Source organism: Micromonospora sp. NBC_00860, from assembly GCF_045207375.1.
Classification (GTDB): domain Bacteria; phylum Actinomycetota; class Actinomycetes; order Mycobacteriales; family Micromonosporaceae; genus Micromonospora; species Micromonospora vinacea.
In genome coordinates this window covers 467819-494014 of record NZ_CP108825.1, presented here as the reverse complement: position 1 = coordinate 494014, position 26196 = coordinate 467819, and the positions used below count along the sequence as shown (strand labels likewise).

Genomic DNA, 26196 nt, shown 5'->3' with positions numbered 1-26196 from the left:
GAAGGCTTCCCTCGTGATCAGCACTCGCAACATCGGCATGGTGGCGGCCGCTGCCACGCTGCTGGCCGCCGCGCCGCTGTCGGCCATCTTCCAGGGCTGGACGTGGTTGATCGAGTCCATCATCGCGGTCGCCGTGGTGGCCGGGGTCGCCGCGCTGACCCGCCTCGCCCGGGCACCGCTGTGGGGTCAGGTGCTGGGCATGCTGGCCGGCCTGATGCTCGCCCTGACCTGGTTGTTCCCCAGCGGCGAGGAGCTGCTCGCGATCCTGCCCACCCCGGGCACGTTCGCGTACTTCGGCGACCTGCTCGCCGGCTCCATGCAGGACATGCGCTCGTACGGGGTCGAGGTCCCGGACACCGACCCGCTGCTGTTCATCGCCGTGCTCGGCGTGGGCGGGGTCGCCGTGCTGGTGGACGTACTGGCCGTGGGGCTGCGCCGGCCCGCGCTGGCGGGGCTGCCGATGCTCGCCATCTACTCGGTGCCGGTCGCCGTCTACGTGGACAGCGTCCCCGCGGTGCCGTTCGTGGTGGGTGCCGCCGGTTACCTCTGGCTGCTGGTCACCGACAACGTCGACCGGGTACGCCGCTTCGGACGTCGGTTCACCGGTGACGGCCGCGACGTGGACGTGTGGGAGGCCTCTCCGCTGGCGTCCGCCGGCCGCCGGCTCGCGGCGGTCGGGGTGGCCCTGGCGGTGGTGCTGCCGCTGGCGGTGCCCGGGATGACCGGCGGGCTGCTCGACTCGCTCAGCCGGGGGTCGGGCAACGGCAATGGCAACGGGTCCGGCACGGGCGGCACGTCGGGTCGGATCGACCTGTTCGCGTCGCTCGCCGGCCAGCTCAACCAGTCCCAGGTGGCCGACCTGGTGAAGGTGACCACGTCCGAGCCGAACCCGTTCTACCTGCGCTACGCGGTCGCCGACGAGCTGCGCCCCGCTGGTTTCCAGGCGCGCAACCCCAGCGGCCGCTCGGTCAACCGGGACCTGCCGAACCCGGCCGACCGGGCCGGTCGAGGTGTGCAGCAGACCACCTACCGGGCGAGCGTCGAGGTCACCAAGAGCCTGAGCATGTCGTTGATGCCGGTGTACGCCGAGCCGACCCGCGCCGACGACCTCAGCGACAACTGGCTCTACGACGCCAACCAGCAGGTCGTCTTCTCCAACCGGGAGAACTCCCGGGGCCGGAAGTACTCCTTCGACTACGTTCGCTCGACCTTCACGCCGGCGGTGTTGCGGGCAGCGCAACCACTGCCGACGGACCACCCGGTACGCCGACAGATGACCGCCACCCCCGGGCCGGTGCCCGAGGTGGAGGAGCTGGTCAAGGGGCTGATCCAGGGCAAGCGCACGGACTACGACCGGGTGCTGGGGATCTATCAGCACTTCTCGGCGGACAACGGGTTCAGCTACCGGTTGAGCACCGAGAGCGGCAGCAGCGGTCAGGACATCGTCAACTTTCTGACCAACAAGGTCGGCTACTGCCAGCAGTACGCCGCCGCGATGGCCTGGCTGGTCCGCTCGGCCGGCATCCCGGCCCGGGTGGCGTTCGGGTTCACCAACGGCAGCAAGCGCGACGGTGACACCTTCACGCTGACCAACCTCAACCTGCACGCCTGGACCGAGGTCTACTTCGACGGTGCCGGCTGGGTGCCGTTCGACGCCACCCCGGCCTACGGGGTGCCCGGCTCCACCCGGTCGGCCTGGGCACCGGACACTGACGCGCCGGAGCCGTCCAGCCCGGACACCGGCGCCACGGACACCCCGGCGGGGCCGGAGGCCTCGGCCGGGCCGGCCGGTCCGGACAACGCCGACCGGGACACCGACGAGGGGCTCGCCCTCGGCGGGACGACGCCGGACGAGCAACCGCCGGTCTGGCCCTGGTGGGCAGCGGGCCTGGTGGCCCTGCTGGTGCTGCTCGCGGTGCCCGCGCTGCGCCGGGTGGCTCTGCGCCGCCGACGGGGTGGCCAGGCGGTGAGCGGGGCCATGGCCGCCGCCACTGTCGACGGGGGCAGCGACCCGGGGACGCGACCTGTGGTGGTCGGCGCGGACGCCAACCGGGCCCGCGCGGACGCGCACGCCGCCTGGGCGGAGTTGCTCGACACGCTTGTGGACTTCCGGGTCCCGGTCGATCCGACCGAGACGCCCAGGGCGACAGCGGACCGGCTGGTCCGGGACACCCTCGACGACGACAACGACGCGATCGGGTCGGCGCGGCTACTCGGCCGGGCGGAGGAGCGGGCCCGCTACGCGCGGGATCCGCTGACCGGTGAGCGGTTGCTGCCGGCGTTGCGCGCGGTCCGTGGGGCGCTCGCCGCGCGGGCGGACCGACGGACCCGCCTGCTCGCCGCCGTGCTGCCGCCCTCGGTGCTGCTGCGGTGGCGGACCGGAATGGCGGACAGGTCCGGTCGGATGGTGGCGCTCACCGGGCGGGCCCGGTACCGATTGCTGCGGTGGAACCCTCGACGGCTGCTGGCCGACCGGGCCGCTCGCTGACCGAAACCCGACCCACCCACTCCACCGCCCATGATCACTTGGTGGCCGGTAGTTGCCGACAGGTTCTCGCAACTACGCACCATCAAGTGATCATGGGTGGCGCCGGGTCGGGCCTGGAGCGGCGACTCAACGACCACCCATGATCGCGCGGAGGGTGGGCAGCCGGGAAGAAGGACGCACGGATACCACGCAGGTCGCCGGGGGCTGTGCCCGGCGACCGCTCGTCGCGGCGTACGACCCGCCTCAGCGGCGGGACCGGCTCAGCGGTGCCCCTCCGGGCGCTGCCGCCACCTGTCCTCCATGCGGTCCAGGATCGACGACCGGCGACCGGATCGGCCACCGCGGGGACGACGACGACTCGTCGTGCCGCCCACCACGTGCAGGTCGGGTGACTGCGCCCGCCGGTGCGACTGCACCGCGAACGCGGCCGACGCCAGCATGACGACGAAGCCCGCCACCGCCAGTGGTGGAGTCTTGATCACCGCGCCATAGACCAGTAGAGCCAAGCCAGCGATGATGACGCCGGCGGCGACGAGCAGGCGACGCCGCGCATGGAAGCGCGGATCGCTGGCGCGCACGGCCGAGGCGAATTTGGGGTCCTCGGCAAGCGACCGCTCGATCTGCTCGAACAGCCGCTGCTCGTGCTCCGAGAGCGGCACGGCACTCCTCCCCGGTCACGTTGGTCGGGCCCACTCGGGCCGACAGACCGTGGCAGCCATCCGGCTGCTTACCCGCAAGTCTACGAGGGGGGTCGCGCGTCGGAAAGCGGGACGACCTATGGGCGGGGTGGATTTTCGTTTCGACGGGGATCACGGTCGCCCATCAGACTGGCCGGACCTATGACGGACCGCCCGAAACGGGCAGCGGCGGCGTCCGCGGCAGCTTCCGCCTCGCGCCAGCCGCGCTCGGGCGCACCGAGGGTGAGTTGCCGGGCAGCGCCCTGTGCCGGGGCGAGCCCTTCCACCCGGACACCGACGAGTCGGATCCGCTCGCCCGGGTCCAACGCGGTGTAGAGCGCCCAGACCGTGTCGAACATCTCGCGCGCGGTGTCGGTGGCAACGTCGAGGGTGCGAGATCGGCTGACGGTGCGGAAGTCGGCCAGCCGGACCTTCAGTGAGACGGTGCGCCCGACCTGCCCGGAGCCGCGCAACCGGACACCGACCTTCGCACTGAGCGCGAGCAACGCACGGCGGATCTCCAGCGGGTCGGCCACGTCGACGTCGAAGGTCACCTCGGCGCCGATCGACTTGTCGACGTGCTCGGGGCTGACCCCGCGCGGGTCGCGCCCCCAGGCCAACTCGTGCAGGTGGGCCGCCGAGGCGGCACCGACGGCTCGGCGGAGCATGCCCACCGGCGCCTCGGCGAGGTCGCCGACGGTGGTCAGACCGAGCCGGCGCAGCGCCTCGGCGGCGCGCTCCCCCACCCCCCACAGGGCGTCCACCGGCAGCGGGTGCAGGAAGTCGAGCACCTGCCCCGGGGGCACGACCAGCATGCCGTCCGGCTTGGCCCGGGTGGAGCCCAGCTTGGCCACGAACTTGGTCGGCGCCACCCCGACCGAGCAGGTCAGCGCCTGCTCGTCGGCGACCCGGCGACGGATCAGCCGGGCGATGGTGGCCGGGGAGCCGAAGAGCCGCCGGGCGCCGGTCACGTCGAGGAACGCCTCGTCGAGGGAGAGCGGCTCGACCAGTGGCGTGACGTCCCGGAAGATCTGCATGACCGCCCGGGAGGCGGCCGAGTAGGCGGAGAAGTCCGGTGGCAGGTAGACCGCCTGGGGGCAGCGGGCCCGGGCCTGGCTGGTCGGCATCGCGCTGCGGACGCCGTACCGGCGGGCCTCGTAGCTGGCCGAGCTGACCACCCCGCGCGGGCCGACGCCGCCGACGACCACCGGCCGGCCGCGCAGCTCGGGGCGACGGCGCACCTCGACGGCGGCGAAGAAGGCATCCATGTCGACGTGCAGGATCGGGCTGGCGGAGTCGTCGGCGTCCGGCCCGAAGCGCGGATCGTCGCCCCGGGGCAACGACTGACTGCGGCCCATCCCGGCAGGTTAACCCGGGGGTACGACACCACCGTCGGCCAGTGGGCCGAGCCGTCGGCGGGTCAGCCCCGGACGACCAGCAGCGGCACTGTCAGCTCGGCGGCGGTGTCCGACCCGTGGTAGGCCACAAGCTTCGACGCCATCGGCCGCTCGGTGCGGCTGGCCATCACCGCGTACGTGTCATTGCAGGTCACCACCACGTCCCCGATCCGGCCCAGGTGCTCCTCGGGCACCGGGCCGAACCAGCCGGTGGCCACCACCTCGTCGCGGGTGCGTACCCGGGCCGCCGGGCCCAGCACCTCCGCCCAGGCGGCCCGCACGTCGTCGACCGCGCCCGGCTCGACGTGCAGGTAGCGCACCCGGGCCTCGCCGGCCACCAGCCGCACGCCGGCCCGCAGTCGCGGATCGGTGTCCAGGTCGAAGCGGTGCGCGGCGGGGATGTCGAGCTGCCCGTGGTCGGCGGTCACCAGCAGCGCCGCGTCCGGCGGCAGCCCGTCGACCAGCCGGGCGACCAGGTCGTCCACCTCGGTGGCCGCGACCCGCCAGGGTGCCGAGTCGACGCCGCTGACGTGGCCGTGCCGGTCCAGGTCGGCGTGGTAGCCGGAGACCAGTGTGGGCCCGGTGCCGGCGGCCAGCGCGGCGAGCATGGCGGTGGCCACCGCGTCCCCGCCGGCGGCGCCCCGGAAGTCGCCACCCCGGTTGGCGGCCACTGTCAACCCGCTGCCGCCGAACTCCGGCCGACTCACCACTGTCGTCGTCACGCCGGCGGCGCGGGCCCGCTCCAACTGGGTGGGCACCGGCTGCCAGCGCAGCGGCGACGGATCGGCGGCCCAGTCGGTGTGGGTGAGCACCCGCTCGGTGCCGGGCACCCGCACTGTGAAGCCGAGCACCCCGTGCGCGCCCGGCGCGACACCGGTGCCCAGCGACACCAGGCTGGTCGGGGTGGTGGACGGGAAACCGGCGATGAGCGGCCGGGCCACAGTCGCGGCGAGCCCGGCGACTGTCGGCGCGTACGGCGCCGCGGTCGGCAGCTGGTACCAGCCGAGCCCGTCGACCAGCAGTACGGCGATCCGGCGTACCCCGGCCAGCGCGGGCCCGAGGCCGAGCGGGTCGGTCGAGCCGGGCACGCCCAGCACGGCCAGCGCGCTGGGCAGCACGTCGGCGAGACGGCCGCCGCCGTGATCCGGCCCGAGGATCTCCAACGGCGCCGGTCGGCCACCGGCCTCGGCGATCATGCCGGACGGCGGGCGAACAGGTGCAGTTGGGCGGCCAGGTCCCGGTACGGCGGTTGGGCGGCCAGCGCACGTTCCAACTCGACCACGGCGGCGGGCTGCCCGTCGGCGACCGCGGCCGGCAGCAGGTCGGCCAGCACGCGTACCCCGTGGATCTCCTCGACCACCAGCCCGGCGGCGCCGAGCAGCGCGGCGGCGCCCGGGGCGTCGTAGCGTCGGCGCAGTGTGTCCCGCGGCCCGGCGGTGCCGGCCGGATCGGCGGCCAGGGTGGCCGCGACGTCCAGGTGCCCGTTCATCGCGCGGCCCAGCACGGCGGCGGCCCGCCCGGCCACCAGCACACTGGCCGCGCCACCCGGGCGCAGCGCGGTGGCCAGCGCGGCCACCACCGGCGTCGGGTCGTCCACCACCTCCAGGACGGCGTGGCAGAGCACCAGGTCGACGCCGGCCGGCTCGACCAGCCCGGCGAGGGCGTCACCGTCGCCCTGCACGGCGGCGATCCGGTCGGCCACCCCGGCCTCGGCGGCGCGGCGGGTGAGCGCGGCGAGCGCGTCGGGGCTGGCGTCGACGACGGTGACCCGATGCCCGGCGCGGGCCAGCGGAACGGCGAAACCGCCGGTGCCACCGCCCACGTCCAGCACTGTGAGCTCGGCGTCGCCGCGCCGGTCCAGCTCGGCGCGGAGCACCGACCAGATCACTGCGGTACGGGGTGTCAGCGGCGGCTCGGCGAACCGGCCTCGGGTCTGCTCCACCCGGTCGAGCCTAGTCACCCGGCCCGGTGGTGGTGCGGGCGTGTGGCGGCGCGCCCACCACACGCCCGATCGGTGCGGAGTGCGGCGGTCGGTCAGGCCTCGGTGCCCTCGGCCTCGTCCTCGGCCCGGGACCGACGCTCGTTGGCCACCGGACCGTTTGTCACCTCATACTCGCGGGGGTCGGCGAGGTGCGACGGCACCCAACCGTTGCCCAGTCGGGTCCGCCGGGCGTTGGCGATTCCACCGGTGTACGCGTGATTTCCCGTCACTGTCGTTCCCCCTCACGGATCACGGGCCGCTCTGCCCGCTCGGGACGAGTCTCCCGCTCGACGGCTCGGGAAACCGTAATGTGGATCACTGAATCAGCGGAAGTCACGGGAGGCGGGGCTGACCGGCGGCTCGATGGCGTCCAGCCGATCGGCGACCAGGTTGGTCACCCCCTCGTGCCGCTGCAACCGCCCCCGGACCACCAGCGCGGCGCTGGTCCGCGCCACCCGCCGGTAGCGCTGCCACAACCCCGGCGAACAGGTGACGTTGAGCATCCCCGTCTCGTCCTCCAGGTTGAGGAAGGTGACCCCGCCCGCGGTCGCCGGGCGTTGCCGGTGGGTGACGATGCCACCGACCCGGATCCGTTGCCCCGGCTCCACCCGGCCGAGCCGGGCGATCGGCACCGCGCCGAGCACGTCGAGCTGCCCCCGGATGAACCGGGCGGGGTGACTCTCCGGCGACAGCCCAGTGGCCCACACGTCGGCGACCAGCCGGTCCACCGCCTCCATCCCGGGCAGCGTGGGCGCCGCCGCGCCGGTCACCGTGCCGGGCAGCCGACCCGGCCGGTCCTGGGCCGCCGCACCGGCGGCCCACAGCGCCTGCCGCCGGCTCAGCCCGAAACAGGCGAAGGCGTCCGCGGTGGCCAACGCCTCCAGCTGCGCGGCGGTGAGACCGAGCCGCCGGGCCAGGTCCGGCATGTCCCGGTACGGCCCACCGGCGACCCGTTCGGCCTCGATCCGTTCGGCCACCTCGGCGCCCAGGGTCCGCACGCTGGACAGACCGAGCCGGACGGCTGGACCGCCCAACCCCCAGGCGTGCGGCGGCTCCCCCGGCCCGCTGCCCCACCGGGTCTCCGGGGTGGACTCCAGCACCGCCTTCGCCCCGCTGGCGTTGATGTCCGGACGGCGGACCTCCACCCCGTGCCGGCGGGCGTCGTCGACAAGGGTCTGCGGCGAGTAGAAACCCATCGGCTGGGCGTTGAGCAGCGCCGCCAGGAACGGCGCCGGGTGATAGCGCTTGAGCCAGGAACTGGCGTAGACCAGGTAGGCGAAGCTCATCGCGTGGCTCTCCGGGAAGCCGTAGCTGGCGAACGCGGTGAGCTTGCGGTAGACGTCGTCGGCCAGCTCACCGGTGATGCCCCGCTCGGCCATCCCGGCGTAGAGCCGGTCGGCGATCCGGGTCATCCGCTCGACCGACCGCTTGGCGCCCATCGCCCGGCGCAGCTGGTCGGCCTCGGCCGCGTCGAAGCCGGCCAGGTCGATGGCGAGCTGCATCAGCTGCTCCTGGAACAGCGGCACACCCAGTGTCTTCTCCAGGGCGTTGCGCATCAGCGGATGCGCGAAGGTCACCGGCTCCTGGCCGTTCTTACGCCGGATGAACGGGTGCACCGAACCGCCCTGGATCGGGCCGGGGCGGATCAGCGCCACCTCGACCACCAGGTCGTAGAACTCGCGGGGCTTGAGCCGGGGCAGCGTGGCCATCTGGGCCCGGCTCTCCACCTGGAACACCCCGACCGAGTCGGCCCGGCAGAGCATGTCGTAGACCTCCGGGTCGTCCAGGGTCATGTCACCCAGGTCGAGCCGGGACCCGATCATGTCGTAGCCGTAGTGCAGGGCGGAGAGCATGCCCAGGCCGAGCAGGTCGAACTTGACCAGGCCCACAGCGGCGCAGTCGTCCTTGTCCCACTGCAGGACGCTGCGCCCGGGCATCCGCCCCCACTCCACCGGGCAGACCTCGATCACCGGCCGGTCGCAGATCACCATGCCGCCGGAGTGGATGCCCAGGTGCCGCGGGAACGTCTGCAACTCGTTGGCGTACTCCACCACCTGCTCGGGGATGTTCTCGACATCGACAGTGGCGACCGACCCCCACCTGTCGATCTGCTTGCTCCAGGCGTCCTGCTGCCCGGGCGAGTAGCCGAACGCCTTGGCCACGTCCCGCACGGCCGACCGGGGCCGGTAGGAGATGACGTTGGCGACCTGGGCGGCGTGCTCCCGGCCGTAGCGGGTGTAGACGTGCTGGATCACCTCCTCCCGGCGGTCGGACTCGATGTCCACGTCGATGTCGGGTGGGCCGTCCCGTTCCGGGGCGAGGAACCGCTCGAAGAGCAGTTGGTGCCGGACCGCGTCCACATTGGTGATCCGCAACGCGTAGCAGACCGCCGAGTTGGCCGCCGAACCCCGACCCTGGCAGTAGATGTCCTGGTCACGGCAGAACGTGACGATGTCGTAGACCACCAGGAAGTAGCCGGGGAAACCCAGCTCCTCGATCATGTTCAGTTCGTGGTCGAGTTGCGCGTACGCCGTCGGGTGCGCCTGCGGCGGCCCGTAGCGCTCGTGCGCCCCGTCAGCGGTCAGCTTCCGCAGCCAGCTCATCTCGGTGTGCCCCGGCGGCACCGGGTACGCCGGTAGCTGCGGCGCGACGAGCTGGAGGTCGAAGGCCAACTCGGCGCCGAACTCGGCGGCCCGCGCCACCGCGCCCGGGTACGCGGCGAACCGGGCCGCCATCTCCGCGCCGCTGCGCAGGTGGGCGGTGGCCGCAGCGGGCAACCAGCCGTCGATCTCGTCCAGGCTGCGTCGGGCCCGGACCGCGGCGACGGTGGTGGCCAGCCGACGCCGGCCGGGGCTGGCGTAGTGCACGTTGTTGCTGGCCACCGTCGGCAACCCGGCCGCGGCGGCCAGCTCGGCGAGCGCGTCGTTGCGGTCGGCGTCGACGGGATGGCCGTGGTCGGTCAGCTCCACGGCCACCGTCTCCGCACCGAAGAGCGCGGTCAGCCGGTCCAACTCGCGGGCCGCCGCGTCCACCCCCTCGGTGAGCAGCGCCCCCGGCACGTGCCCCTTGCGGCAGCCGGTCAGCACCAGCACATGGTCACGCAGCTCGGCGGCGACCTCCTCCAGGTCCCCGTAATCCGGGCGGCCCTTCTCACCGCCGCGTAGCTGGGCGCGGGCGATGGTGGTGGCCAGCCGGGCGTACCCCTCGTGGCCGTGCGCGAGCACCAGCAGGTGCGCGCCGTGCGGGTCGGGCTCGCCGTTCTGCGGGCCGGGCAGGCCGAGGGACAGCTCCGCGCCGAAGATGGTCGGCAGGCCCAGCGTACGAGCCGCCTCGGCGAAGCGGACCACCCCGTAGAAGCCGTCGTGGTCGGTGACGGCGAGCGCGGTGAGCCCCAGCCGGGCCGCCTCCTCGGCCAGCTCCTCCGGGTGGCTGGCGCCGTCGAGGAAGCTGAAGTTGGTGTGCGCGTGCAGCTCCGCGTAGGGCACCACGCCGTCGGGACGGGTCAGCTCCGGCGGCTGGTACTGCTCGCGGCGGCGGCTCCACGCCGGGGAGTCGCCACCATCGGCGTCCACCGCGAGCGGGTCCACCACGTGCAGGTGCCGCTCACCTCTGCTCCCGCGGTTGCCACCCGCTCGGGTGTCACCGGCCCGGCCGGAGAGCACGCGTTCCAGCTCCGACCAGGGCATCTTCGGGTTGTGAAAGCTCATCCGGCCGCTCTGGCCGCGCTGCTCGGCCCGGTACTGCTCGGTCGAGGGACGCTGGACGACCGGGTCGACGACGAACACGACGGCGGTCGCCCCGCCGGCGGCGAGAGGTGCGATGAGCGTGATGACTCACAGGCATCTTGATGTCTGTGAGTCATCACGCTCATCAGGACATCTGCTCCCCAGCCAGCGCGGAGCCAGCCGACGTCGGGCAGGGATCGACCTGACTTAGTCATAGATCGCCTCCACCAACCACTGCCCCGACTCCACGGCCAGCAGCAGGGCAGCACCGTCGGCCAGGCTGACCTGGAACCGGGCCCGGCGGCGGGCCTCGGCCGGCGCCCACCAGCGCTCGTCCACCGGCCACGGCCCGGCCCAACCCACGATCTCCGCTGGCTGACCGGTGCCGACCACCAGTCGGGCGGGCGCGGCGCTCACCGCCAACCGCGCGCTGATCACCACCGGCTCACCAGCGGCGTCGTGCACGGTCGCGGCGAGCGGACTGGGCAGCACCACGGCGGGCGCGGGCGGCGGCAGCCCGCCCGGCCACGGCGGAGCTTCGGGCAGGGCCGGGAGTCGTTCGTCGCCCCACGGCACCAGCCGTACCTGATCGGCCGGGGAGCGCCCACCACCGAGCACTGCGGTGACCACCGCCTCCGGGCCGAGGATGCCCTGCACCCGGCTCAACGCCCGGTGCGCGCGTTCCCGCTCCTCGCCGGTCTCCCCCCAGAGGCCGGCCTGCAGACCGGCCTGGGCGATCACCCCGTCCGGGATCAGGCGCAGCCGGATGATGCCGGCCGTCGGTCGGGCCGGGCGGGCGCCGGTACGGCCGTTGCTGCCGGAGAGCCACCCGTCGAGCTGCCAGCGCACCCGGTCGGCGATGGCCGCGGCGGTGAGCAGGCCATCGTGCCGCCACACCCGGTGCAGCTCCTGCCCGTGCTCGGTGACCGCCTCGATGCCGAGTCGGGTGCAGGCCAGCCCGTGCCCGGCCAGCCGCTCGTGCAGCTGCTCAGCCAGCGCCCGGGCCACGAACGCCGCCGCGTCGACCCGGTCGATCGGTTCGTCGTGCTCCGCCGTCACCGTCAGGTCGGCCGGCGGCTGCCGGACGGCGAGTGGGCGGTGGTCCCGCCCGGCGGCCAGCCGGTGGGCCAGCGCACCGTCGAACCCGAACCGGGCCAGCACGTCACCGGCCGGCAGGGCGGCGAAGTCGCCGAGGGTGCGTACCCCCAGCCGGCGCAGCAGGTCGGCCAGCGCCGACCGGCCGAGCGCCTCGACCGGCAACCCGGCCAGGAACTCCGGTGTCCCGCCCGGTGCCACCACCCGGCCGGCGCGAGCGGCCAACCCGGCCGCGAACACCCCGTCGGCGATGCCGACCTGGCTCTCCACCAGGCACGACTGGGCCACGTGCTCGATGATCCGCTCAGCGGCCGCCTCCTCGCCCCCGAGGTAACGGCCCGGCCCCCGGGCGGCCACCGCGCAGGCGCCCGGACGGACCACCTCGACCCCGGCGACCAACTCCTCCACCGCGGCGACCACCGGCTCGAACGCCCGGGCGTCCCGGCCGGGGTCGTACTCCACGACGGTGAGCTGGGGGCAGCGACCCTGCGCCTCCCGTTTGCGCAGCCCTCGACGCACCCCCTCGGCGCGGGCCCGCTCGGAGCAGGCGACCACCCGGTTGGCGTGCAGCACGGCGACCGGGCCGGTCGCCGGCACCCCGTCGACGATCTCGGCGGCGAGCACCGGCCAGTCCGGGCACCACAGCAGCAGCGTGCGTGCCGGCGCGCCGGTCACCCCCGACCGACCAGGGCGAGTGGCGCGGCCGATCGGCCCACTGGCGACGGCAGCGTACGAGGGATCACCCGGGTCAGCTCGTCACCCGGGAGCCAGACCTTGATCTCCTTGGGTCGGGCAGCCGCACCGCGTCCGCGCGCCGAGACGGTGATCTCCCGGCGGCGCAACCGCCCCCGACCCAGCCCGAGCCCCTCCCAGACCCCGCGGACCACCTGCAACGTCACGTCTGCGCCGTCCCACCGGCCGTACGGGACGAGCACGCTGCCGCGCTGCCGGGCCCGGGCGGCCAACCGGGTGGCGACCGAGGCGGAGACCGAGGCCGGCACTGTGGTGACCACGACGTCCACCCCGTCGATCAGCGCGGCGACCACTGTGGCCCACTCGGGGCCGGGGTTCGGCACCAGGGCCAACCGGTCCAGGGCGATGCCCAACTCAGCCGCCGCGCCCGCGCCGAACGTCGGCACCCCGACCACGGCGCACCACGAGCCGGCCCGGGACGCCTCGGCGAGCAGGGCCAGCATCAGCGAGGTGCCACCGCTGCGGCGGGGCTGGCCGGCGGCGACCGCGATGGTGCTGCCCCGGCGCAGGCCCCGGTTGGGCAGCAGACCGGTCAGCTCGGGCACCACCGGCAGCACCCGGTGCCCACCGACCGGGTCGGGTGCGCTCGCCGGGCGCACCAGATCGGCCAGTGCGGCGGAACCGACCACCATGCGGCCCGCCATTGGACCAACTCCCCCGTCGTTGCTGTGGATCAGATCAGGACCGGCACGCCGCGCCACCGGCCGCCCGGCTCCCCCCGCGGGGCGGCCGGTGGCGCGGCGGGATCAGGCGGCGAGGCCGTCCAGGGCCGGTTGGTGTGCCACGCCGAGCGCGGTTTCCACCACCGTGACGAACTGTTCGGCGGCGCGGAGCAGATCGTCGGCCTCCCGGGCGCTGACCACCCGGGGGATGCCGGCCTCGGCGGCGGCGCGCTTGCTGGCACCCGCGGCGAAGAACCGGGACCACTCGTCGAGCTCCGGAGCGACCGCGCAGAGGAGGACCCAGACGCTGGTGATCCGGTTACGCCGAGTCGGCGCGGGTCGGGCCCGGGCGGCGAGCAGGGCCGCCGCCGCGCGCAGGGCGGCCAGGTGGGCAGCCGCGTAACGCAGGCCGTCAGGTCGGGTCTGGCCGGCCTCGACCAGCCCACGGCGGGCCAACGTGAGGAGCTGGGCGGGGGTGCGGTGCGGCAGCACGTGCGCCGGCACCGTCGGTGCCTGAGCCGGGTTGGTCGGCATGGATGTCTCTCCTCCACGTGGCCGAGACGTCACTCCGGCGGCTGATGCCACCGACGCGACGCCGAGGTCGGGTGGTGCGGAGGAAGACGCACCGGGTGTGGCCGGCCGGGTGTGGATGCTTCCCCACACCACACCCGGCCGGCGGACCGGCGGGTGCGTCGCCCGCCGCCCGGGGGTCGTGGGCGGCGGGCAACGCTCCTGCCTGTTGGGACCAGGCTCGCGACTGCCCGGAAACCCAGGTGCGGCCCGCGGAGCCGCACCGCCCGGAGGTGGCGCCGCGAAACGCCGCGCTCCGGCTGGTTGGAACGGGCGTTCGAGGCAATCGAACACTCGTTCTAACTGCTGCTGACAGTACACCTCCCCTCCGACGAAAATGCAACGTGTGACGCGCCGAGCGCGCCGGCCGACCGAACCGGCCACCAACGGACCGGGAAGAATGGCGGGATGCAGCCACACCCGAACGTACGGGCGGTGCAGGACGCTCTCACCGCCGCCGGCACACTCGACGGCGCCGGTGAGCCCAGCATGGTCCGTCTGCTGCCCGACGCGGTGCACACCGCCTCGGCGGCCGCCGAGGCGCTCGACGTCGAGGTCGGTCAGATCGCCAACTCACTGATCTTCGACGCGGACGACACGCCACTGCTCGTCCTCACCTCCGGCGCGCACCGGGTCGACACCGCGGGCCTGGCGGCATCGATCGGCGTCACCCGGCTGCGCCGGGCCACCCCGGAGTTCGTCCGGGCCCACACCGGGCAGCCGATCGGCGGGGTCGCCCCACTCGGGCACCCGCACCCACTGCGCACCCTGGTGGACACGGCACTGGCGGCGTACCCGGAGATCTGGGCCGCGGGTGGCGTACCCCAGGCGGTCTTCCCGACCACCTACGCCGAGCTGTTGCGGGTCACCGCCGGCACCCCGGCCGAGGTGGCGTGAGCGAGCGGAGCGAGCGAACCAGCAGGCACAGCAGCGACGCGCTCGCGCCGCCGCGAAGCGGAGGCGTGAGCGAGCGGACCAGCAGGCACAGCGGCGACGCTCCGGAGCTGGTCACGCTGCACGTGTGGCGCACCTCCCGCGGCGCGCTGCCCCGGGCGCTGACCCGGATGGCACTGGACCCCCGCCGGTTGCGGGCCCTCCCGGGCGTCCGGTTCGGCAAGCTGCTGGGCACCGGGACCGGCACCGACTTCGGGCCGAGGGACGCCGACCTGACCCGGTGGGCGGCGCTGACCGTCTGGGACTCCCCCGCCGCGGCGGCCGACTTCGACGACTCGTCGGTCGGGCGGGCCTGGGCGCGCATCGCCCACGCCCGGGCCCGGATCGACCTGCGCCCGCTGACCAGCCGGGGTGAGTGGTCCGGCCAGCGGCCGTTCGGTGACCCGCCGGGCGGCCGGGTCACCGGCCCGGTGCTGGCACTGACCCGGGCCCGGCTACGGGCCCGGCGGGCTGCCACCTTCTGGCGGGCGATCCCACCGGTGGCCGCCGCCCTGCGCGACGCGCCAGGGTTGCTGGCCCGGTTCGGGGTCGGAGAGGCCCCGCTGGGCTGGCAGGGCACGGTGAGCGTGTGGCGCGACCCGACGGACCTGGTGGCGTTCGCGTACCGTCACCCGGAGCACCGGGCGGCGATCATGCGAACCCCCACCGCGGGCTGGTACGCGGAGGAGTTGTTCGCCCGGTTCGAGGTGCGCGACGTGATCGGCGACCGGTCGGTGCTCGGGTGGGTCGCCGACGGCGGCCCGGAAACGGTGAAGGGTGGACGGGCATGAGGTTGGTGCGCTGGACGCCGGACGATCTCGTCCGGCGGCTGGACGACGTGGTGGCCGTCTACGGCGAGGCGATGGGATACCGCACCGACCTGCTGGAAGCCCGGCGCGGTTACATCGCCACCCACGTCCGCCGGCCGGGTTTCCGGGCGGTCGCCAGCCTGACCAGCGAGGGTCACCTCGCCGGCTTCGGCTACGGCTACCTGGGCGCCTCCGGTCAGTGGTGGCACGACCAGGTGCACCGCGCGCTGGACGCCCCGACCCGCACGCGCTGGCTCGCCCACTGCTTCGAGGTGGTCGAGCTGCACGTCCGGCCCCCGGCGCAGGGGCACGGGCTGGGCACCGGTCAGCTACGCGCGTTGCTCGGCATGGCGGAGGGCGACACCACTCTGCTGTCCACCCCGGAAGCCGACGAGCAGACCTCACGGGCCTGGCGGTTGTACCGACGGTTCGGCTTCGTCGACGTGCTGCGCGACTTCCACTTCCCCGGCGACGAGCGACCGTTCGGCGTACTCGGTAGGGATCTGCCGCTCGAGCCACCGGCGTCATGACCCGGCGGCTCTCCTGGGCGCTGCTCGCCGTCCTGGTGCTCGCCCAGATCTGCTACCCGCTCACCACCGGCGCCACCCGGGCCGGGCTCACCGTGGCCACCGTCGTCCTCGGTTGGCTGCTCTCGGTCGGCCACGCGCTGCTCAGCCGGGGTCTGCGGGTGGCGGCGGCGCTGGTGGCCGTGGCCACCGGCGGCGGGTTCGCGATCGAGGCGATCGGGGTGGCCACCGGCGTGCCGTTCGGCAGCTACGACTACTCCGGTGAGCTGGGCCCCAAGCTGGCCGGCGTGCCACTGATCATTCCGCTGGCCTGGACCTGGATGGCCTGGCCGGCCTGGCTGGCGGCGGTCCGACTGACCGGCGGCGGCGCCACGACTGCCGACGGCAGCAGGTCGACAGCCGGCGGCGGGCCGACTCTGGGTCGATGGGTGGGGCGGATCGCGCTGGCCACTGTGGGGCTGGCCGCCTGGGACCTCTTCCTCGACCCGCAGATGGTGGCCGAGGGCTACTGGGTCTGGCGCGACGCCACCCCGGCCCTGCCCGGCCTGGCCGGCATCCCGGTCAGCAACTACCTGGGCTGGCTGCTCTTCGCGGTGCTGATGATGAGCGCGCTGCGCCCGCTGGCCGGGCCGGCCGCCGAGCACACCGACCGGCGGGACCACCCCATGTTCGCGCTCTACCTGTGGACGTACTTCTCCAGCATCCTGGCCCACGCCGTCTTCCTCGACCTGCCCGCCTCGGCACTCTGGGGCGCCGCCGGCATGTCGGTGACCGCGGTGCCCCTGGCGGTGACAGTGCTCCGTGCCCAGCGCGGCCGTCACCTCCGGCCGGAGGCCCACCAGCCACACCGCCCCGGCGTCGACGCGACCCGATGACCGTCCTGCTCGCCCTGCTGGTCGCCGTCGCCGCGTTGACCGGGCACACCTGGCTCAACGCCGCCCGCTGGCTGCGTCGGCCCACCGACCGGCCCGACGACGTCGACGAGCCGGTGGCAGTGCTGCTGCCGCTGCGCGACGAGGCCACCCGGGTCACCCCCTGCCTGCGCGCCCTGCTGGCCCAGCGCGGCGTACCCGGGCTGCGCGTCGTGGTCCTCGACGACGGGTCCACCGACGGCACCGCCGACGTGGTCCGCGCGGTGGCAGGTGACGACCCCCGGGTCACGCTGCTCACCGGGGTCGCTCCGCCGCCGGGCTGGCTGGGCAAGCCGCACGCCTGCTGGCAGCTGGCCACCCGGGCCGACCCGGACGCCACAGCGCTGGTCTTCGTCGACGCCGACGTGGTGCTCGCCCCGCACGCCGTGGCCGCCGCCGTCACCGAATTGCGCGCCGCCCGGGTGACGCTGCTGTCGCCGTACCCCCGGATCGTGGTGGCGACGGCGGCCGACCGGTTGGTGCAGCCGCTGTTGCAGTGGCTGTGGCTGACCTTCCTGCCGCTGCGTGCGATGGAGCGCTCGCCGCGGCCGTCGCTGGCCGCGGCGGGCGGGCAGTTCCTGGTGGTGGACCGGGCCGGCTACACCGCCGCCGGCGGGCACGCCGCGGTCGCCGACAAGATCCTGGAGGACGTCGAGCTGGCCCGGGCGGTCAAGCGGGCCGGCGGGCGGATCGCCCTGGCCGACGGCTCCCGGCTGGCCACCTGCCGGATGTACGACGACTGGCCCCAACTGCGCGACGGGTACTCGAAGTCGCTCTGGGCGTCGTTCGGGCACCCGGGCGCGGCGGCGGCCGTGGTGGCGGCGCTGCTGCTGCTCTACACCGCTCCACCGCTGATCGCGCTGGGGTTCGCCTCGACAGTTCCCCGGGTGTCAATGGTTGCGCTCATCGCATATCTGCTCGGGGTGACCGGACGGGTGCTCACCGCCCGCGCGACCGGAGGACGGTGGTGGCCCGACGCGCTCGCACACCCCGTGTCGGTCGTGGTCCTCGGTTGGCTGACCCTGCGGTCGTACCATCTGCGAAAGCGACGCCGCCTGACCTGGCGGGGCCGCCCGGTCAGCTAGGGAGGACGCGGCATGGCGCGGATCGTGGTCGTCGGCGCCGGGGTGGGTGGCCTCGCCACCGCCGCCCGGCTGGCCGCTACCGGGCACCAGGTGACCGTCTTCGAGGCCGCCGACACGGTCGGCGGCAAGCTCGGCCGGTACGCCCACGACACCCCGGCCGGGTCGTTCCACTTCGACACCGGGCCGAGCCTGCTCACCCTGCCCGAGGTCTTCCACGACCTGTTCGAGGCGACCGGGGCGAAGCTCGACGAATACCTGGACCTCGTCCCGTTGGACCCGATCGTCAGGCACGTCTTTGCCGACGGTGGCCCGGCCCTGGACTCGTGCGCCGACCCGGTGGAGTTCACCGCCCGGATCGGGGCCGCCTTCGGTGACCGGGCGGCAGCAGACTGGCAGCGGCTGTGGCGTCGGGCGGCGCGGGTGTGGCAGGCCTCCTCGCGGGACATCCTGCGCCGTACCGTCGACTCTCCCCGCGACCTCGCGTCGCTGGCCTGGCGCGTCGGCGACCTGGCCGCCATCGCCCCGGGCCGCAGCCTGCGCGGCCTGGGCCGCCGGCACCTGAACGACCCGCGGCTGCGGATGATGCTGGACCGGTACGCCACCTACACCGGCGCCGACCCACGTCGGGCACCGGCGGCGCTGGTCGCGGTCCCCTACGCCGAGTTGGCCTTCGGCGGCTGGTACCTGCGCGGTGGGCTGGGCACGCTCGCCGACGCGCTGCTGACCCGCTGCCTGGACCTCGGCGTGGTCGTGCAGACCGACGCCACTGTCACCCGGATCGACGCCACCGGCGGCCGCGTGCACGGGGTACGCCTCGCCGGCGTCACCGCCCCGGTGCCCGCCGACGTGGTGGTGGCCAACGTGGACGCACTCACCGTCTACCGTGACCTGCTGCCGCACCCGCGTCGACTGGCCGGGCTGACCGACCGCAGCCTCGCCGGCTTCGTGCTGCTGCTCGGCGTCTCCGGCAGCACCGGGCTGGCCCACCACAACGTCTTCTTCCCGGACGACTACGACGCCGAGTTCGACGCGGTCTTCGGTGACCCCGGGCGCGGCGTACGGGCCCGACCGGCGGCCGACCCGGCCGTGTTCGTCACAGTGGCCGACGACCCGATGGTCCGCCCGGCCGGAAACGAAGCGTGGTTCGTGCTGGTCAACGCCCCGCGGCAGGGCACCGCGGCGGGCGCGGTCGACTGGCGACGCCCGGGGCTGGCCGACGCGTACGCCGATCGGATCCTGGACGTGCTGGCGCGGCGCGGCGTGGACGTGCGCGACCGGCTGCTGTTCCGCGAGATCCGCACCCCCGCCGACCTGGGCGTGGCGACCGGCGCGCCGGGCGGCTCGATCTACGGCACCGCCGGTGGGCTGCTCCGCCCGGCCAACCGGGGCCCGGCGAACGGGCTGTGGCTGGTGGGTGGCTCCACCCACCCGGGCGGCGGGTTGCCGATGGTCACCCTCTCCGCGCAGATCGTCGCCGACGAGATCGGCCCCGCCTGGTAGACCCTGCATGCTCCAGCCGGTGTCTGTTTCCGCGCGTCGGGCTGGGCCGTTCAGCCGGCCCGGCCCCCTCAGTCGGCGTCGAGCAGGGCGCGGCGGATGCTGGAGAGCAGTTGCCCCAGGCCGAAACCGGCCAGCAGCACCCAGACCGCTGTCGCCATGGTGATGGTGCCGGCGGCCAGGTCCGGCTCGATCAGCCCGGCCAGCCCGGCGACCAGCAAACCGGCCAGCGCCACCGAAACCCGGGTGGGGCGTTCGCCCACCGTCACCGCGCCGATCTCCCGCATGCCGGCGGCGACCGCACGCGCTCGGACGTACTCGTGCAACCAGGACAGCGCGCCGCCCGCGACGACCAGCCCGCCCGGCGCGCCCACCAGCCAGAACGCCAGCAGCCACGCCACCTCACCGAGCCGGTCGGCGACCGAGTCGTAGACGTAGCCGAGCCGGGTGGTGCGACCGGTGGCGACCGCCACCGCACCGTCCACGCTGTCCGCCACGGCGGCGAGCAGCACGAACAGCGCGCCGAGGAACGGCCCGTCCCCCGGCCGACCCACCAGCAACGGTACGCAGAAGCAGAGCAGCACCCCGGCCACTGTGACCGCGGTGGGGCTCACCCGCAGCCGGCCCAGCACATATCCGACGTGGTACGCGAATCGCAGCCAGGCGCGCACCACCGGAGCCGCGACCCGAGGGTCGAACCCGCCGTGCAACCGCGCCCACGCCGTGGCGTACTGATCCCAGTTCAGCTGTGTGCCCACCACGGATCAACCGTCGTGCCGGTCAACAGGTGTCGCAGGTGCAGCGTTCACACGCGGGCGCCGACCTTCAGGTTCTGCCAGACCTCGCGGGTCGCTGTGGACCGGTTGAGGGTGATGAAGTGGATTCCCGGCACGCCCTCGTCCAACAGTCGGCGGCACATCTCGCTGGCCTGCTCGATGCCGAGCCGGCGGACGGCGTCCGGGTCGTCGGCGACGCGTTCGAAGCGGGCCGCCAACGCCGGTGGGAACGGCGCACCGGACAGCTGCACGGACCGCTCGATGGTGCTGAACTGGGTCACCGGCATCACGCCCGCCAGGATCGGGGTGTCACAGCCAGCAGCCGCCACCCGGTCACGTAGCCGCAGGTAGTCGTCGGCGTCGAAGAACATCTGCGTGACCGCGAACTCCGCGCCGGCCCGACACTTGCGGACGAACTGGGCGGTGTCGCTGGCCACATCGGGCGAGCGGGGGTGCTTGTACGGGAAGGCGGCCACGCCGACGCTGAAGTCGCCGGCGTCACGCACCAGCCGGACCAGGTCCTCGGCGTAGTCCACGCCCTCGGGGTGACGGATCCACTCACCGCCCGGGTTGCCCGGGGGGTCGCCACGAACGGCCAGCACGTTGCGCACGCCCACCCCGGCGAGCCGGCCGACCACGTGCCGCAGCTCGGCGACGGAGTGGTTGACCGCTGTCAGGTGGGCCATCGGCAGCAGGGTGGTCTCGGTGGCGATCCGCTCGGTCACCGCAACTGTGGTGTCCCGCGTCGAACCACCGGCGCCGTACGTGATCGACACGAACGACGGGCGCAGGGACTCCAACTCGCGGATGGCCTGCCAGAGCAGCTGCTCCCCCGCCTCGGTCTTGGGCGGGAAGAACTCGAACGAGAAGGTCGGCTGGTGCTCACGGATGAGCTCCCCGATCGCCGGCTGGGGATTGGGGAGTACCGAGGGAAGACCGAGCGCCACGGTCCAACTCTAGCGGTCGATGCCACCACGACCCAGGCCCTTCCCACTCCGACGGCCGGGCGGCCCCCCGCGTCCCGATCCGGCGGGCGGGAAGGCGTCGTACCTCCGGGGTAGGAAGGGGTGGTGCGGGAGGGGCGGCGGGGGCGGCCCCGGGGGCCCGCGCGGGGGTCAGCAACCGAGCGGTGCCGCTGGTCCCGCCCGTTCCGGGCGGGCCGGTGGGCGCCGCGCCGACGCCCGCCAGGAGGACAGATGACCCCGCCCGCACCGCCGCGTCCCGCGCAGCTCGGGCCGCTGCTGGCTCGCTGCCGACTCGACCGGGGCTGGAGCCAGCAGCGAGCCGCCGCCGAGCTGTGCGCCGCCGCCGGGGTGCCGACGTTGAGTCGGCACGAGATTTCCCGGTGGGAACGACAGCGTCGCGTGCCGGGCGGTTTCTGGCTCGGCTGGCTCGCCGTCGTCCTGGACGTGCCGCTGGTGGCGCTCGCCGAGGCCGCCGCGGCCACCCGAAGGGCCGGCTCGACGAGGGCCACCGGGCCGGGCCGCGCCGCGGTGGCCGGCGCGCGACCGAGTGGGCGCACGGGTCCCGGCCGCACCAGCCGGACTACGCGTGGCAGTGGAGCACGAAACATGACGACCAGCTAGCGTCGGGGCGTGACCCACGCTGCTCCCGTGTCCCCCGTCGACCGCGCCGGCCTGCGGGAGCGGGTCGACAAGGCCCTCACCGAGTTCCTGGCCGGCCAGCGGATCCGCCTCGCCGCCGTGGACGACGCGCTGGGCCCGGTGGCCGAGGCGATCGAGGCGTTCGTGCTCGGCGGCGGCAAGCGGCTGCGTCCGGCATTCGCGTACTGGGGGTTCCGGGGGGCCGGCGGGGTGGACGGCGACCAGGTGCTCACCGCCCTGGCCGCGCTGGAGTTCGTCCAGGCCAGCGCCCTGATCCACGACGACCTGATGGACCGCTCCGACACCCGCCGGGGCGAGCCGGCGATACACCGGCGCTTCGCCACCCGACACCGGGAGGCCGGCTGGGGCGGCGACCCGGACGGTTTCGGCGACGCCGCGGCCATCCTGCTCGGCGACCTCTGCCTGGTCTGGTCCGACGAGCTGCTGCACTCCGCCGGCCTGGACCTGTGGTCGTTGGCCCGGGCCCGGCCGGTCTTCGACGAGATGCGCACCGAGGTCACCGTCGGGCAGTACCTCGACGTGCTGACGCAGGTCACCGGGGACACCTCGGTGGAACGGGCCAGCAAGGTCGCCCGGTACAAGTCAGCGAAGTACACCGTCGAGCGTCCGATGCTGCTCGGCGCCGCGCTTGCCGACGCGCCGGAGGACGTGCGGACGGCCTACTCGGCGTACGGGCTGCCGTTGGGCGAGGCGTTCCAGCTCCGCGACGACGTGCTCGGGGTCTTCGGTGACCCGGCGCTGACCGGCAAGCCGGCCGGGGACGATCTGCGCGAGGGCAAGCGCACCTACCTGGTGGCGGCGGCAGTGGAGGCCACCGACGACGCGGGCCGCGAGCTGCTGCTCGGCAGGCTCGGCGACCCGGAGCTGGACGAGCAGGGGGTGACCCGGCTCCGCGAGGTGATCTCGGGTAGTGGGGCTCTGGCCCGTACCGAGCAGCGGATCGTCACGCTCACCGACACCGCCCTGGCCGCCCTGACCGCCATCGACCTAGAGACCGAGGCCCGCCAAGCCCTGGTAGACCTGGCCATAGCCGCAACCCGCCGAGCCGACTGACCGCTCTGCCCCCGCTCCCCCGCCCCCGCGGTTGATCATGAGGTTGGCGACCTTCGCCTCGGCGTGTCGCGCCGCCAACCTCATGATCAACGCAGGGAGGTGGGGTTAGAAGCCTTGGGCTTGGGCTCGGCGTTTCACCTCGCGGGCCTGGTCGCCGGAGAGGGCGGCGGCCGGGGTGGCGCCGGGGAGGGTGTCGTCCGGCTCGTAGAGCCAGCGCAGGGCGGCCTCGTCGTCGTAGCCGTTGTCGGCGAGCAGGTTGAGCACGCCGGGCAGGTGCTTGAGCACGGTCTCGTTGGCGACCAGCTCGGCCGGGATCCGGCGGACGCCGTCGCGGCGGACCGCCAACAGCTCACGGTCACGGATCATCTGGTGCACCTTGCTGATCGACACGTCGAGGCGTTCGGCGACGTCGGGCAGGGTCAACCAGCCGGCCGGGTCGGTGGGTCCGGCGAGCTCCAGGCCGGGCGCGGCCTGGTCGGGTACGGGTTCGGTCACCCGACCACCCTGCCACGCCGCCGCCGCGACGAGCCACCGGCACCCCGGGAGACCCATCGGCGCCCACTCCGTTGATCGTCGCTGACCAGCGGATAAGGGGTGGCGAGCGCGGCGGGACGGACCGGTTCGGCGTACGGCTGTAGCATCCTGTTCATCCTTCACCCCCTGGACACATAGACTGCCTGCCGATGGACACTCAGGTCGCCGACACGTTGCTGGGCTCGCTGATCGACGGGCGCTACCGCATTCGCGGTCGCGTGGCCCGTGGTGGCATGGCGACCGTGTACACCGCCACCGACGAACGCCTTGAGCGCACCGTCGCTGTCAAGATCATTCACCCGACCCAGGCGAGCGAGGCGCGAGCCCGGATCGCCAACTTCGTGGCCCGGTTCACCGACGAGGCGAAGACCATCGCCCGGTTGACCCACCCGAACGTGGTGGCGGTCTACGACCAGGGCACGCACGCCGGCCTGCCGTACCTGGTGATGGAGTACGTCCGTGGCCGCACGCTGCGCGACGTGCTGGCCGAGCGACGCCGGCTCAACCCGGACGAGGCACTGGCCATCACCGAGCAGATGCTCGCCGCGATCGCCGCCGCGCACCGCGCCGGGCTGGTACACCGCGACGTCAAACCGGAGAACGTGCTGGTCGCGGAGGCGCCCACCGGTGGCGTCGCCAACCTCGTCGACAGCGTCGTGAAGGTGGCCGACTTCGGGCTGGCCCGGGCCGTCGAGGCGAGCGCCGACGAGGAGCAGGGCAACCAGCTGATGGCGACCGTGGCGTACGTCGCCCCGGAGCTGGTCACCGAGGGCCGCGCCGATCCGCGCACCGACGTCTACTCGGCCGGCATCGTGCTGTTCGAGATGCTCACCGGCCGCGTGCCGTACGACGGGGACCGGCCGGTGGACGTCGCCTGGCAGCACGTCGACCGGGACGTGCCGGCGCCCTCGACGCTGGTGCCGGGTCTGCCGTCGGTCCTCGACGACCTGGTGCAGCGGGCCACTCGGCGTGATCCCGGCGCGCGCCCCGCGGACGCCGGCGCACTGCTGGCCGAGGTGCAGGTTGCCCGGGACCGTCTGGGCGACGCCAACAGCCACACCGCCGTACTCCGCCCGGTCAGCGACGAACCGTCGCTCTCTCAGCCGACGATGATGGTCGCGACGGTCCAGCCGCCCAACCGCCCGTCATGGGCCCGACTGCCGGAGGGCGCCAGCAGCCAGGGGCCCGGACGGCGTCGGGCCGCCCCGGAGCCGGCGGAGGGCCTGGGTGCCCGGCTCGCCGCGCTGCGCAGCACTGTGCTGGGCGATCCCCGCGGCCGGCGGGCCGTCGCTGCCGTGGTGGTGACGCTGGGCCTGGTGGCCGCGATCGGGGGCTGGTGGTTCGGCGTCGGCCGTTACACGGACGCTCCGCAGCTGGTGAGCCTGAGCAAGGCCGAGGCGCAGGCGCGGGCCGACCGCGCCGGGCTCGTCCTCAAGTACGCCGAGCCACGCTTCGACGAGAAAGCCCCGAAGGACAGCGTGCTGGGGCAGAGCCCGGCGTCCGCTGCCAAGATCGTCAAGGGTGGCACGATCACCCTGACCCTCTCCCTCGGCCCGGAGCGTTTCCCCGTACCGGACGTGATCGGCAAGGAGTTCGAGCTGGCCGAGGCGGACCTGGTCAACGCGAAGCTGGTGGTGGCCAAGGGCACCCCCCGCTACGACGACAGCCTGCCGGCCGGGGTCGTGGTGGACAGCTCCCCCAAGGTGGGCGCCGAGGTCAAACCAGGTGCGAAGGTCACCCTCATCCTGAGCCGGGGTAGGGCGCCGGTGACGGTGCCGAACCTGGTCGGCAAGAGCCTGACCGACGCCCGGACGACCCTGGCCCAGCTCAACCTGGTGCTGGTGGAGAACTACAAGGACTCCGACAAGCCGAGGGACGAGATCCTCGGCCAGAGCCCGGCCGACGGCGCCGGTGTGGAGAAGGGCACCCAGGTCAAGCTGGACGTCAGCAAGGGGCCACCGCTGGTCGCCATGCCACGGGTGATCGGCCTGCCGTGCCAGCAGGCCAAGCAGGCGTTGGAGGCGCAGGGCTTCCCGGTGACCATGGCGATCAACCCGAACGCCGTGGTCCAGATCCAGCTCCCGGGCGAGAATTCGCAGGTGGCGCCCGGCACCCCGGTCACCCTGACGTGCTTCTGATGCCGACGATCTCCGGGCGGCCGGTGGGCACGCACACTCCGACCTCGGGTGGGCTGGCGAAGGCCGCCCTGCCGTACGCCGACGTGACCGGCGCACGGGTGGTGCAGGTCTACGTCTCCAACTCGCGCGGCTGGGCACTGCCCAACGGCGACCCCGGGCAGGACGTCCTGTTCCGCGACGGTTGCGCCGAGCGGGGCATTCCGACGTTCATCCACGCCGCGCTGCTGGTCAACCTGGGCTCGCCCACCCCTGCCACTGTCGAGAAGTCGGCCCAGACGCTGGCGCACGCGCTGCGTCGGGGCGTGGCGATCGGCGCGCGGGGGGTGGTGTTCCACGCGGGCAGTTCGGTGGACGAGGGGCACGCCGAGGCGGCGATGCGACAGGTCCGCGAGGTGTTGCTGCCGCTGCTCGACTGGACCGCCGAGGCTGGCGGGCCGATGTTGCTGGTCGAGCCGAGCGCGGGTGGAGGCCGGTCACTGGCCTCCCGGGTGGAGCAGCTCGGGCCCTACCTGGACGCGGTGGACCGGCACCCCATGCTCGGGGTCTGCTTCGACACCTGCCACGCCTGGGCGGCCGGGCACGACCTGGCGGCCGAGGGCGGCATGACGGCGACCCTGGACACCCTGGTGGCCACTGTCGGTGCGGACCGGCTGCGGCTGGTCCACGCCAACGACTCGAAGGATCTGTGCGGCTCCACCCGGGATCGGCACGAGAACATCGGCAAGGGCAGCATCGGCGAGCCCGCCTTCGCCGAGCTGATGGCCCACCCGGCGACCGCTGGCGTCCCGATCGTCGTGGAAACCCCCAGCGAGAAGCACCTGGGCCACGCCGCCGACATCAGCACGCTAACCCGCCTGTCCCACCCCTGACCCAACCTGCTGGTTGATCAAGAGGTTTACGTCAGATTCCGGTCGCCGGATGACGCAAACCTCTTGATCACCGAGGTGAGCGCTGGGGGTG

General features: G+C 73.9%; 23 protein-coding genes. 11 read left to right on the top strand and 12 right to left on the bottom strand.

The window, feature by feature from the left end; translation table 11 throughout:
• The first annotated feature begins 13 nt into the window (after window positions 1-13).
• Entirely contained in the window at window positions 14-2488 is a 2475-nt protein-coding gene (locus OH804_RS02385; RefSeq protein ID WP_406062456.1) for a DUF3488 and DUF4129 domain-containing transglutaminase family protein, read from the top strand.
• Between the two features lie 260 nt (window positions 2489-2748).
• Here OH804_RS02385 and OH804_RS02380 read toward each other — a convergent pair whose 3' ends face one another.
• The 9 genes from OH804_RS02380 to OH804_RS02340 all read right to left on the bottom strand — a co-directional run bounded on the left by OH804_RS02380 (window position 2749) and on the right by OH804_RS02340 (window position 13312).
• Window positions 2749-3147, bottom strand: a complete 399-nt coding sequence (locus OH804_RS02380; protein ID WP_030334542.1) for a DUF3040 domain-containing protein — start codon at window positions 3145-3147, stop codon at window positions 2749-2751.
• Window positions 3148-3263: 116 nt separating this feature from the next.
• Entirely contained in the window at window positions 3264-4523 is a 1260-nt protein-coding gene (locus OH804_RS02375; RefSeq protein ID WP_196918919.1) for a DNA polymerase IV, read from the bottom strand.
• Window positions 4524-4585: 62 nt separating this feature from the next.
• A complete protein-coding gene (locus OH804_RS02370) occupies window positions 4586-5758 on the bottom strand; it encodes an alkaline phosphatase family protein (protein WP_196918920.1) in 1173 nt (390 codons plus the stop codon).
• A complete protein-coding gene (locus tag OH804_RS02365) occupies window positions 5755-6522 on the bottom strand; it encodes a methyltransferase domain-containing protein (RefSeq protein WP_196918921.1) in 768 nt (255 codons plus the stop codon). Before OH804_RS02365 ends, OH804_RS02370 begins: the two co-directional genes overlap by 4 nt.
• Window positions 6523-6596: 74 nt before the next feature.
• A complete protein-coding gene (locus OH804_RS02360) occupies window positions 6597-6773 on the bottom strand; it encodes a hypothetical protein (protein WP_167493679.1) in 177 nt (58 codons plus the stop codon).
• 93 nt (window positions 6774-6866) lie between these two features.
• Window positions 6867-10250 (bottom strand): error-prone DNA polymerase, encoded by a 3384-nt coding sequence (locus OH804_RS02355; RefSeq protein ID WP_196924560.1) that lies wholly within the window; start codon window positions 10248-10250, stop codon window positions 6867-6869.
• A gap of 225 nt (window positions 10251-10475) precedes the next feature.
• Window positions 10476-12038: a DNA polymerase Y family protein gene (locus OH804_RS02350; RefSeq protein ID WP_406062453.1), complete on the bottom strand. Its 1563-nt coding sequence runs from the start codon at window positions 12036-12038 to the stop codon at window positions 10476-10478.
• The gene (locus OH804_RS02345; protein ID WP_196918923.1) at window positions 12035-12760 is read right to left on the bottom strand and encodes a hypothetical protein; all 726 of its coding nucleotides are present in this window, start codon (window positions 12758-12760) and stop codon (window positions 12035-12037) included. Before OH804_RS02345 ends, OH804_RS02350 begins: the two co-directional genes overlap by 4 nt.
• A 102-nt stretch (window positions 12761-12862) precedes the next feature.
• Window positions 12863-13312: an SAV_6107 family HEPN domain-containing protein gene (locus tag OH804_RS02340; RefSeq protein ID WP_196918924.1), complete on the bottom strand. Its 450-nt coding sequence runs from the start codon at window positions 13310-13312 to the stop codon at window positions 12863-12865.
• Between the two features lie 444 nt (window positions 13313-13756).
• Between OH804_RS02340 and OH804_RS02335 the strand changes: the two genes are divergently transcribed.
• The 6 genes from OH804_RS02335 (at window position 13757) to OH804_RS02310 (ending at window position 19113) form a co-directional block, all read left to right on the top strand.
• On the top strand, window positions 13757-14245 hold the full coding sequence (locus tag OH804_RS02335) for a YbaK/EbsC family protein (RefSeq protein WP_196918925.1): 489 nt from the start codon (window positions 13757-13759) through the stop codon (window positions 14243-14245).
• Window positions 14246-14310: 65 nt separating this feature from the next.
• The gene (locus OH804_RS02330; RefSeq protein ID WP_196918926.1) at window positions 14311-15072 is read left to right on the top strand and encodes a monooxygenase; all 762 of its coding nucleotides are present in this window, start codon (window positions 14311-14313) and stop codon (window positions 15070-15072) included.
• A complete protein-coding gene (locus OH804_RS02325; protein ID WP_196918927.1) occupies window positions 15069-15620 on the top strand; it encodes a GNAT family N-acetyltransferase in 552 nt (183 codons plus the stop codon). The genes OH804_RS02330 and OH804_RS02325 overlap by 4 nt, the downstream gene beginning before the upstream one ends.
• The gene (locus OH804_RS02320; protein ID WP_196918928.1) at window positions 15617-16492 is read left to right on the top strand and encodes a carotenoid biosynthesis protein; all 876 of its coding nucleotides are present in this window, start codon (window positions 15617-15619) and stop codon (window positions 16490-16492) included. Before OH804_RS02325 ends, OH804_RS02320 begins: the two co-directional genes overlap by 4 nt.
• Window positions 16489-17613, top strand: a complete 1125-nt coding sequence (locus OH804_RS02315) for a glycosyltransferase (protein WP_406062449.1) — start codon at window positions 16489-16491, stop codon at window positions 17611-17613. The genes OH804_RS02320 and OH804_RS02315 overlap by 4 nt, the downstream gene beginning before the upstream one ends.
• 12 nt (window positions 17614-17625) lie before the next feature.
• Complete coding sequence (locus OH804_RS02310) at window positions 17626-19113, top strand: phytoene desaturase family protein (RefSeq protein WP_406062447.1); 1488 nt, start codon at window positions 17626-17628, stop codon at window positions 19111-19113.
• Window positions 19114-19181: 68 nt separating this feature from the next.
• Here OH804_RS02310 and OH804_RS02305 read toward each other — a convergent pair whose 3' ends face one another.
• A complete protein-coding gene (locus tag OH804_RS02305) occupies window positions 19182-19871 on the bottom strand; it encodes a CDP-alcohol phosphatidyltransferase family protein (RefSeq protein WP_112582773.1) in 690 nt (229 codons plus the stop codon).
• 44 nt (window positions 19872-19915) lie between these two features.
• Window positions 19916-20833: a methylenetetrahydrofolate reductase [NAD(P)H] gene (gene metF / locus OH804_RS02300; RefSeq protein WP_196918931.1), complete on the bottom strand. Its 918-nt coding sequence runs from the start codon at window positions 20831-20833 to the stop codon at window positions 19916-19918.
• Window positions 20834-21082: 249 nt separating this feature from the next.
• Between metF and OH804_RS02295 the strand changes: the two genes are divergently transcribed.
• Both OH804_RS02295 and OH804_RS02290 read left to right on the top strand, forming a co-directional pair.
• The gene (locus tag OH804_RS02295) at window positions 21083-21472 is read left to right on the top strand and encodes a helix-turn-helix domain-containing protein (RefSeq protein WP_196918932.1); all 390 of its coding nucleotides are present in this window, start codon (window positions 21083-21085) and stop codon (window positions 21470-21472) included.
• Between the two features lie 9 nt (window positions 21473-21481).
• On the top strand, window positions 21482-22564 hold the full coding sequence (locus tag OH804_RS02290) for a polyprenyl synthetase family protein (protein ID WP_196918933.1): 1083 nt from the start codon (window positions 21482-21484) through the stop codon (window positions 22562-22564).
• Between the two features lie 105 nt (window positions 22565-22669).
• On the opposite strand, the gene OH804_RS02285 is transcribed toward OH804_RS02290, so the two are convergent.
• The gene (locus OH804_RS02285) at window positions 22670-23059 is read right to left on the bottom strand and encodes an Rv2175c family DNA-binding protein (protein WP_196918934.1); all 390 of its coding nucleotides are present in this window, start codon (window positions 23057-23059) and stop codon (window positions 22670-22672) included.
• Window positions 23060-23247: 188 nt separating this feature from the next.
• On the opposite strand from OH804_RS02285, the gene pknB reads away from it, so the two are divergent.
• Together pknB and OH804_RS02275 are read left to right on the top strand one after the other, a co-directional pair.
• Window positions 23248-25236 carry a Stk1 family PASTA domain-containing Ser/Thr kinase gene (gene pknB, locus OH804_RS02280; protein ID WP_196918935.1) on the top strand — a complete coding sequence of 663 codons (1989 nt, stop codon included), beginning with the start codon at window positions 23248-23250 and terminating at the stop codon, window positions 25234-25236.
• Entirely contained in the window at window positions 25236-26105 is an 870-nt protein-coding gene (locus tag OH804_RS02275; protein ID WP_196918936.1) for a deoxyribonuclease IV, read from the top strand. Before pknB ends, OH804_RS02275 begins: the two co-directional genes overlap by 1 nt.
• Window positions 26106-26196 lie beyond the last annotated feature (91 nt).

What these genes read in the sequence shown, in the direction of transcription:
- OH804_RS02315 (WP_406062449.1), top strand. Translation starts at nt 16,489, where the DNA reads ATGACCGTCCTGCTCGCCCTGCTGGTCGCCGTCGCCGCGTTGACCGGG.
- OH804_RS02310 (WP_406062447.1), top strand. Translation starts at nt 17,626, where the DNA reads ATGGCGCGGATCGTGGTCGTCGGCGCCGGGGTGGGTGGCCTCGCCACC.
- OH804_RS02335 (WP_196918925.1), top strand. Translation starts at nt 13,757, where the DNA reads ATGCAGCCACACCCGAACGTACGGGCGGTGCAGGACGCTCTCACCGCC.
- OH804_RS02345 (WP_196918923.1), bottom strand. Translation starts at nt 12,760, where the DNA reads ATGGCGGGCCGCATGGTGGTCGGTTCCGCCGCACTGGCCGATCTGGTG.
- OH804_RS02370 (WP_196918920.1), bottom strand. Translation starts at nt 5,758, where the DNA reads ATGATCGCCGAGGCCGGTGGCCGACCGGCGCCGTTGGAGATCCTCGGG.
- OH804_RS02355 (WP_196924560.1), bottom strand. Translation starts at nt 10,250, where the DNA reads ATGAGCTTTCACAACCCGAAGATGCCCTGGTCGGAGCTGGAACGCGTG.
- OH804_RS02375 (WP_196918919.1), bottom strand. Translation starts at nt 4,523, where the DNA reads ATGGGCCGCAGTCAGTCGTTGCCCCGGGGCGACGATCCGCGCTTCGGG.
- OH804_RS02295 (WP_196918932.1), top strand. Translation starts at nt 21,083, where the DNA reads ATGACCCCGCCCGCACCGCCGCGTCCCGCGCAGCTCGGGCCGCTGCTG.
- OH804_RS02325 (WP_196918927.1), top strand. Translation starts at nt 15,069, where the DNA reads ATGAGGTTGGTGCGCTGGACGCCGGACGATCTCGTCCGGCGGCTGGAC.
- OH804_RS02340 (WP_196918924.1), bottom strand. Translation starts at nt 13,312, where the DNA reads ATGCCGACCAACCCGGCTCAGGCACCGACGGTGCCGGCGCACGTGCTG.
- OH804_RS02320 (WP_196918928.1), top strand. Translation starts at nt 15,617, where the DNA reads ATGACCCGGCGGCTCTCCTGGGCGCTGCTCGCCGTCCTGGTGCTCGCC.
- pknB (WP_196918935.1), top strand. Translation starts at nt 23,248, where the DNA reads ATGGACACTCAGGTCGCCGACACGTTGCTGGGCTCGCTGATCGACGGG.
- OH804_RS02275 (WP_196918936.1), top strand. Translation starts at nt 25,236, where the DNA reads ATGCCGACGATCTCCGGGCGGCCGGTGGGCACGCACACTCCGACCTCG.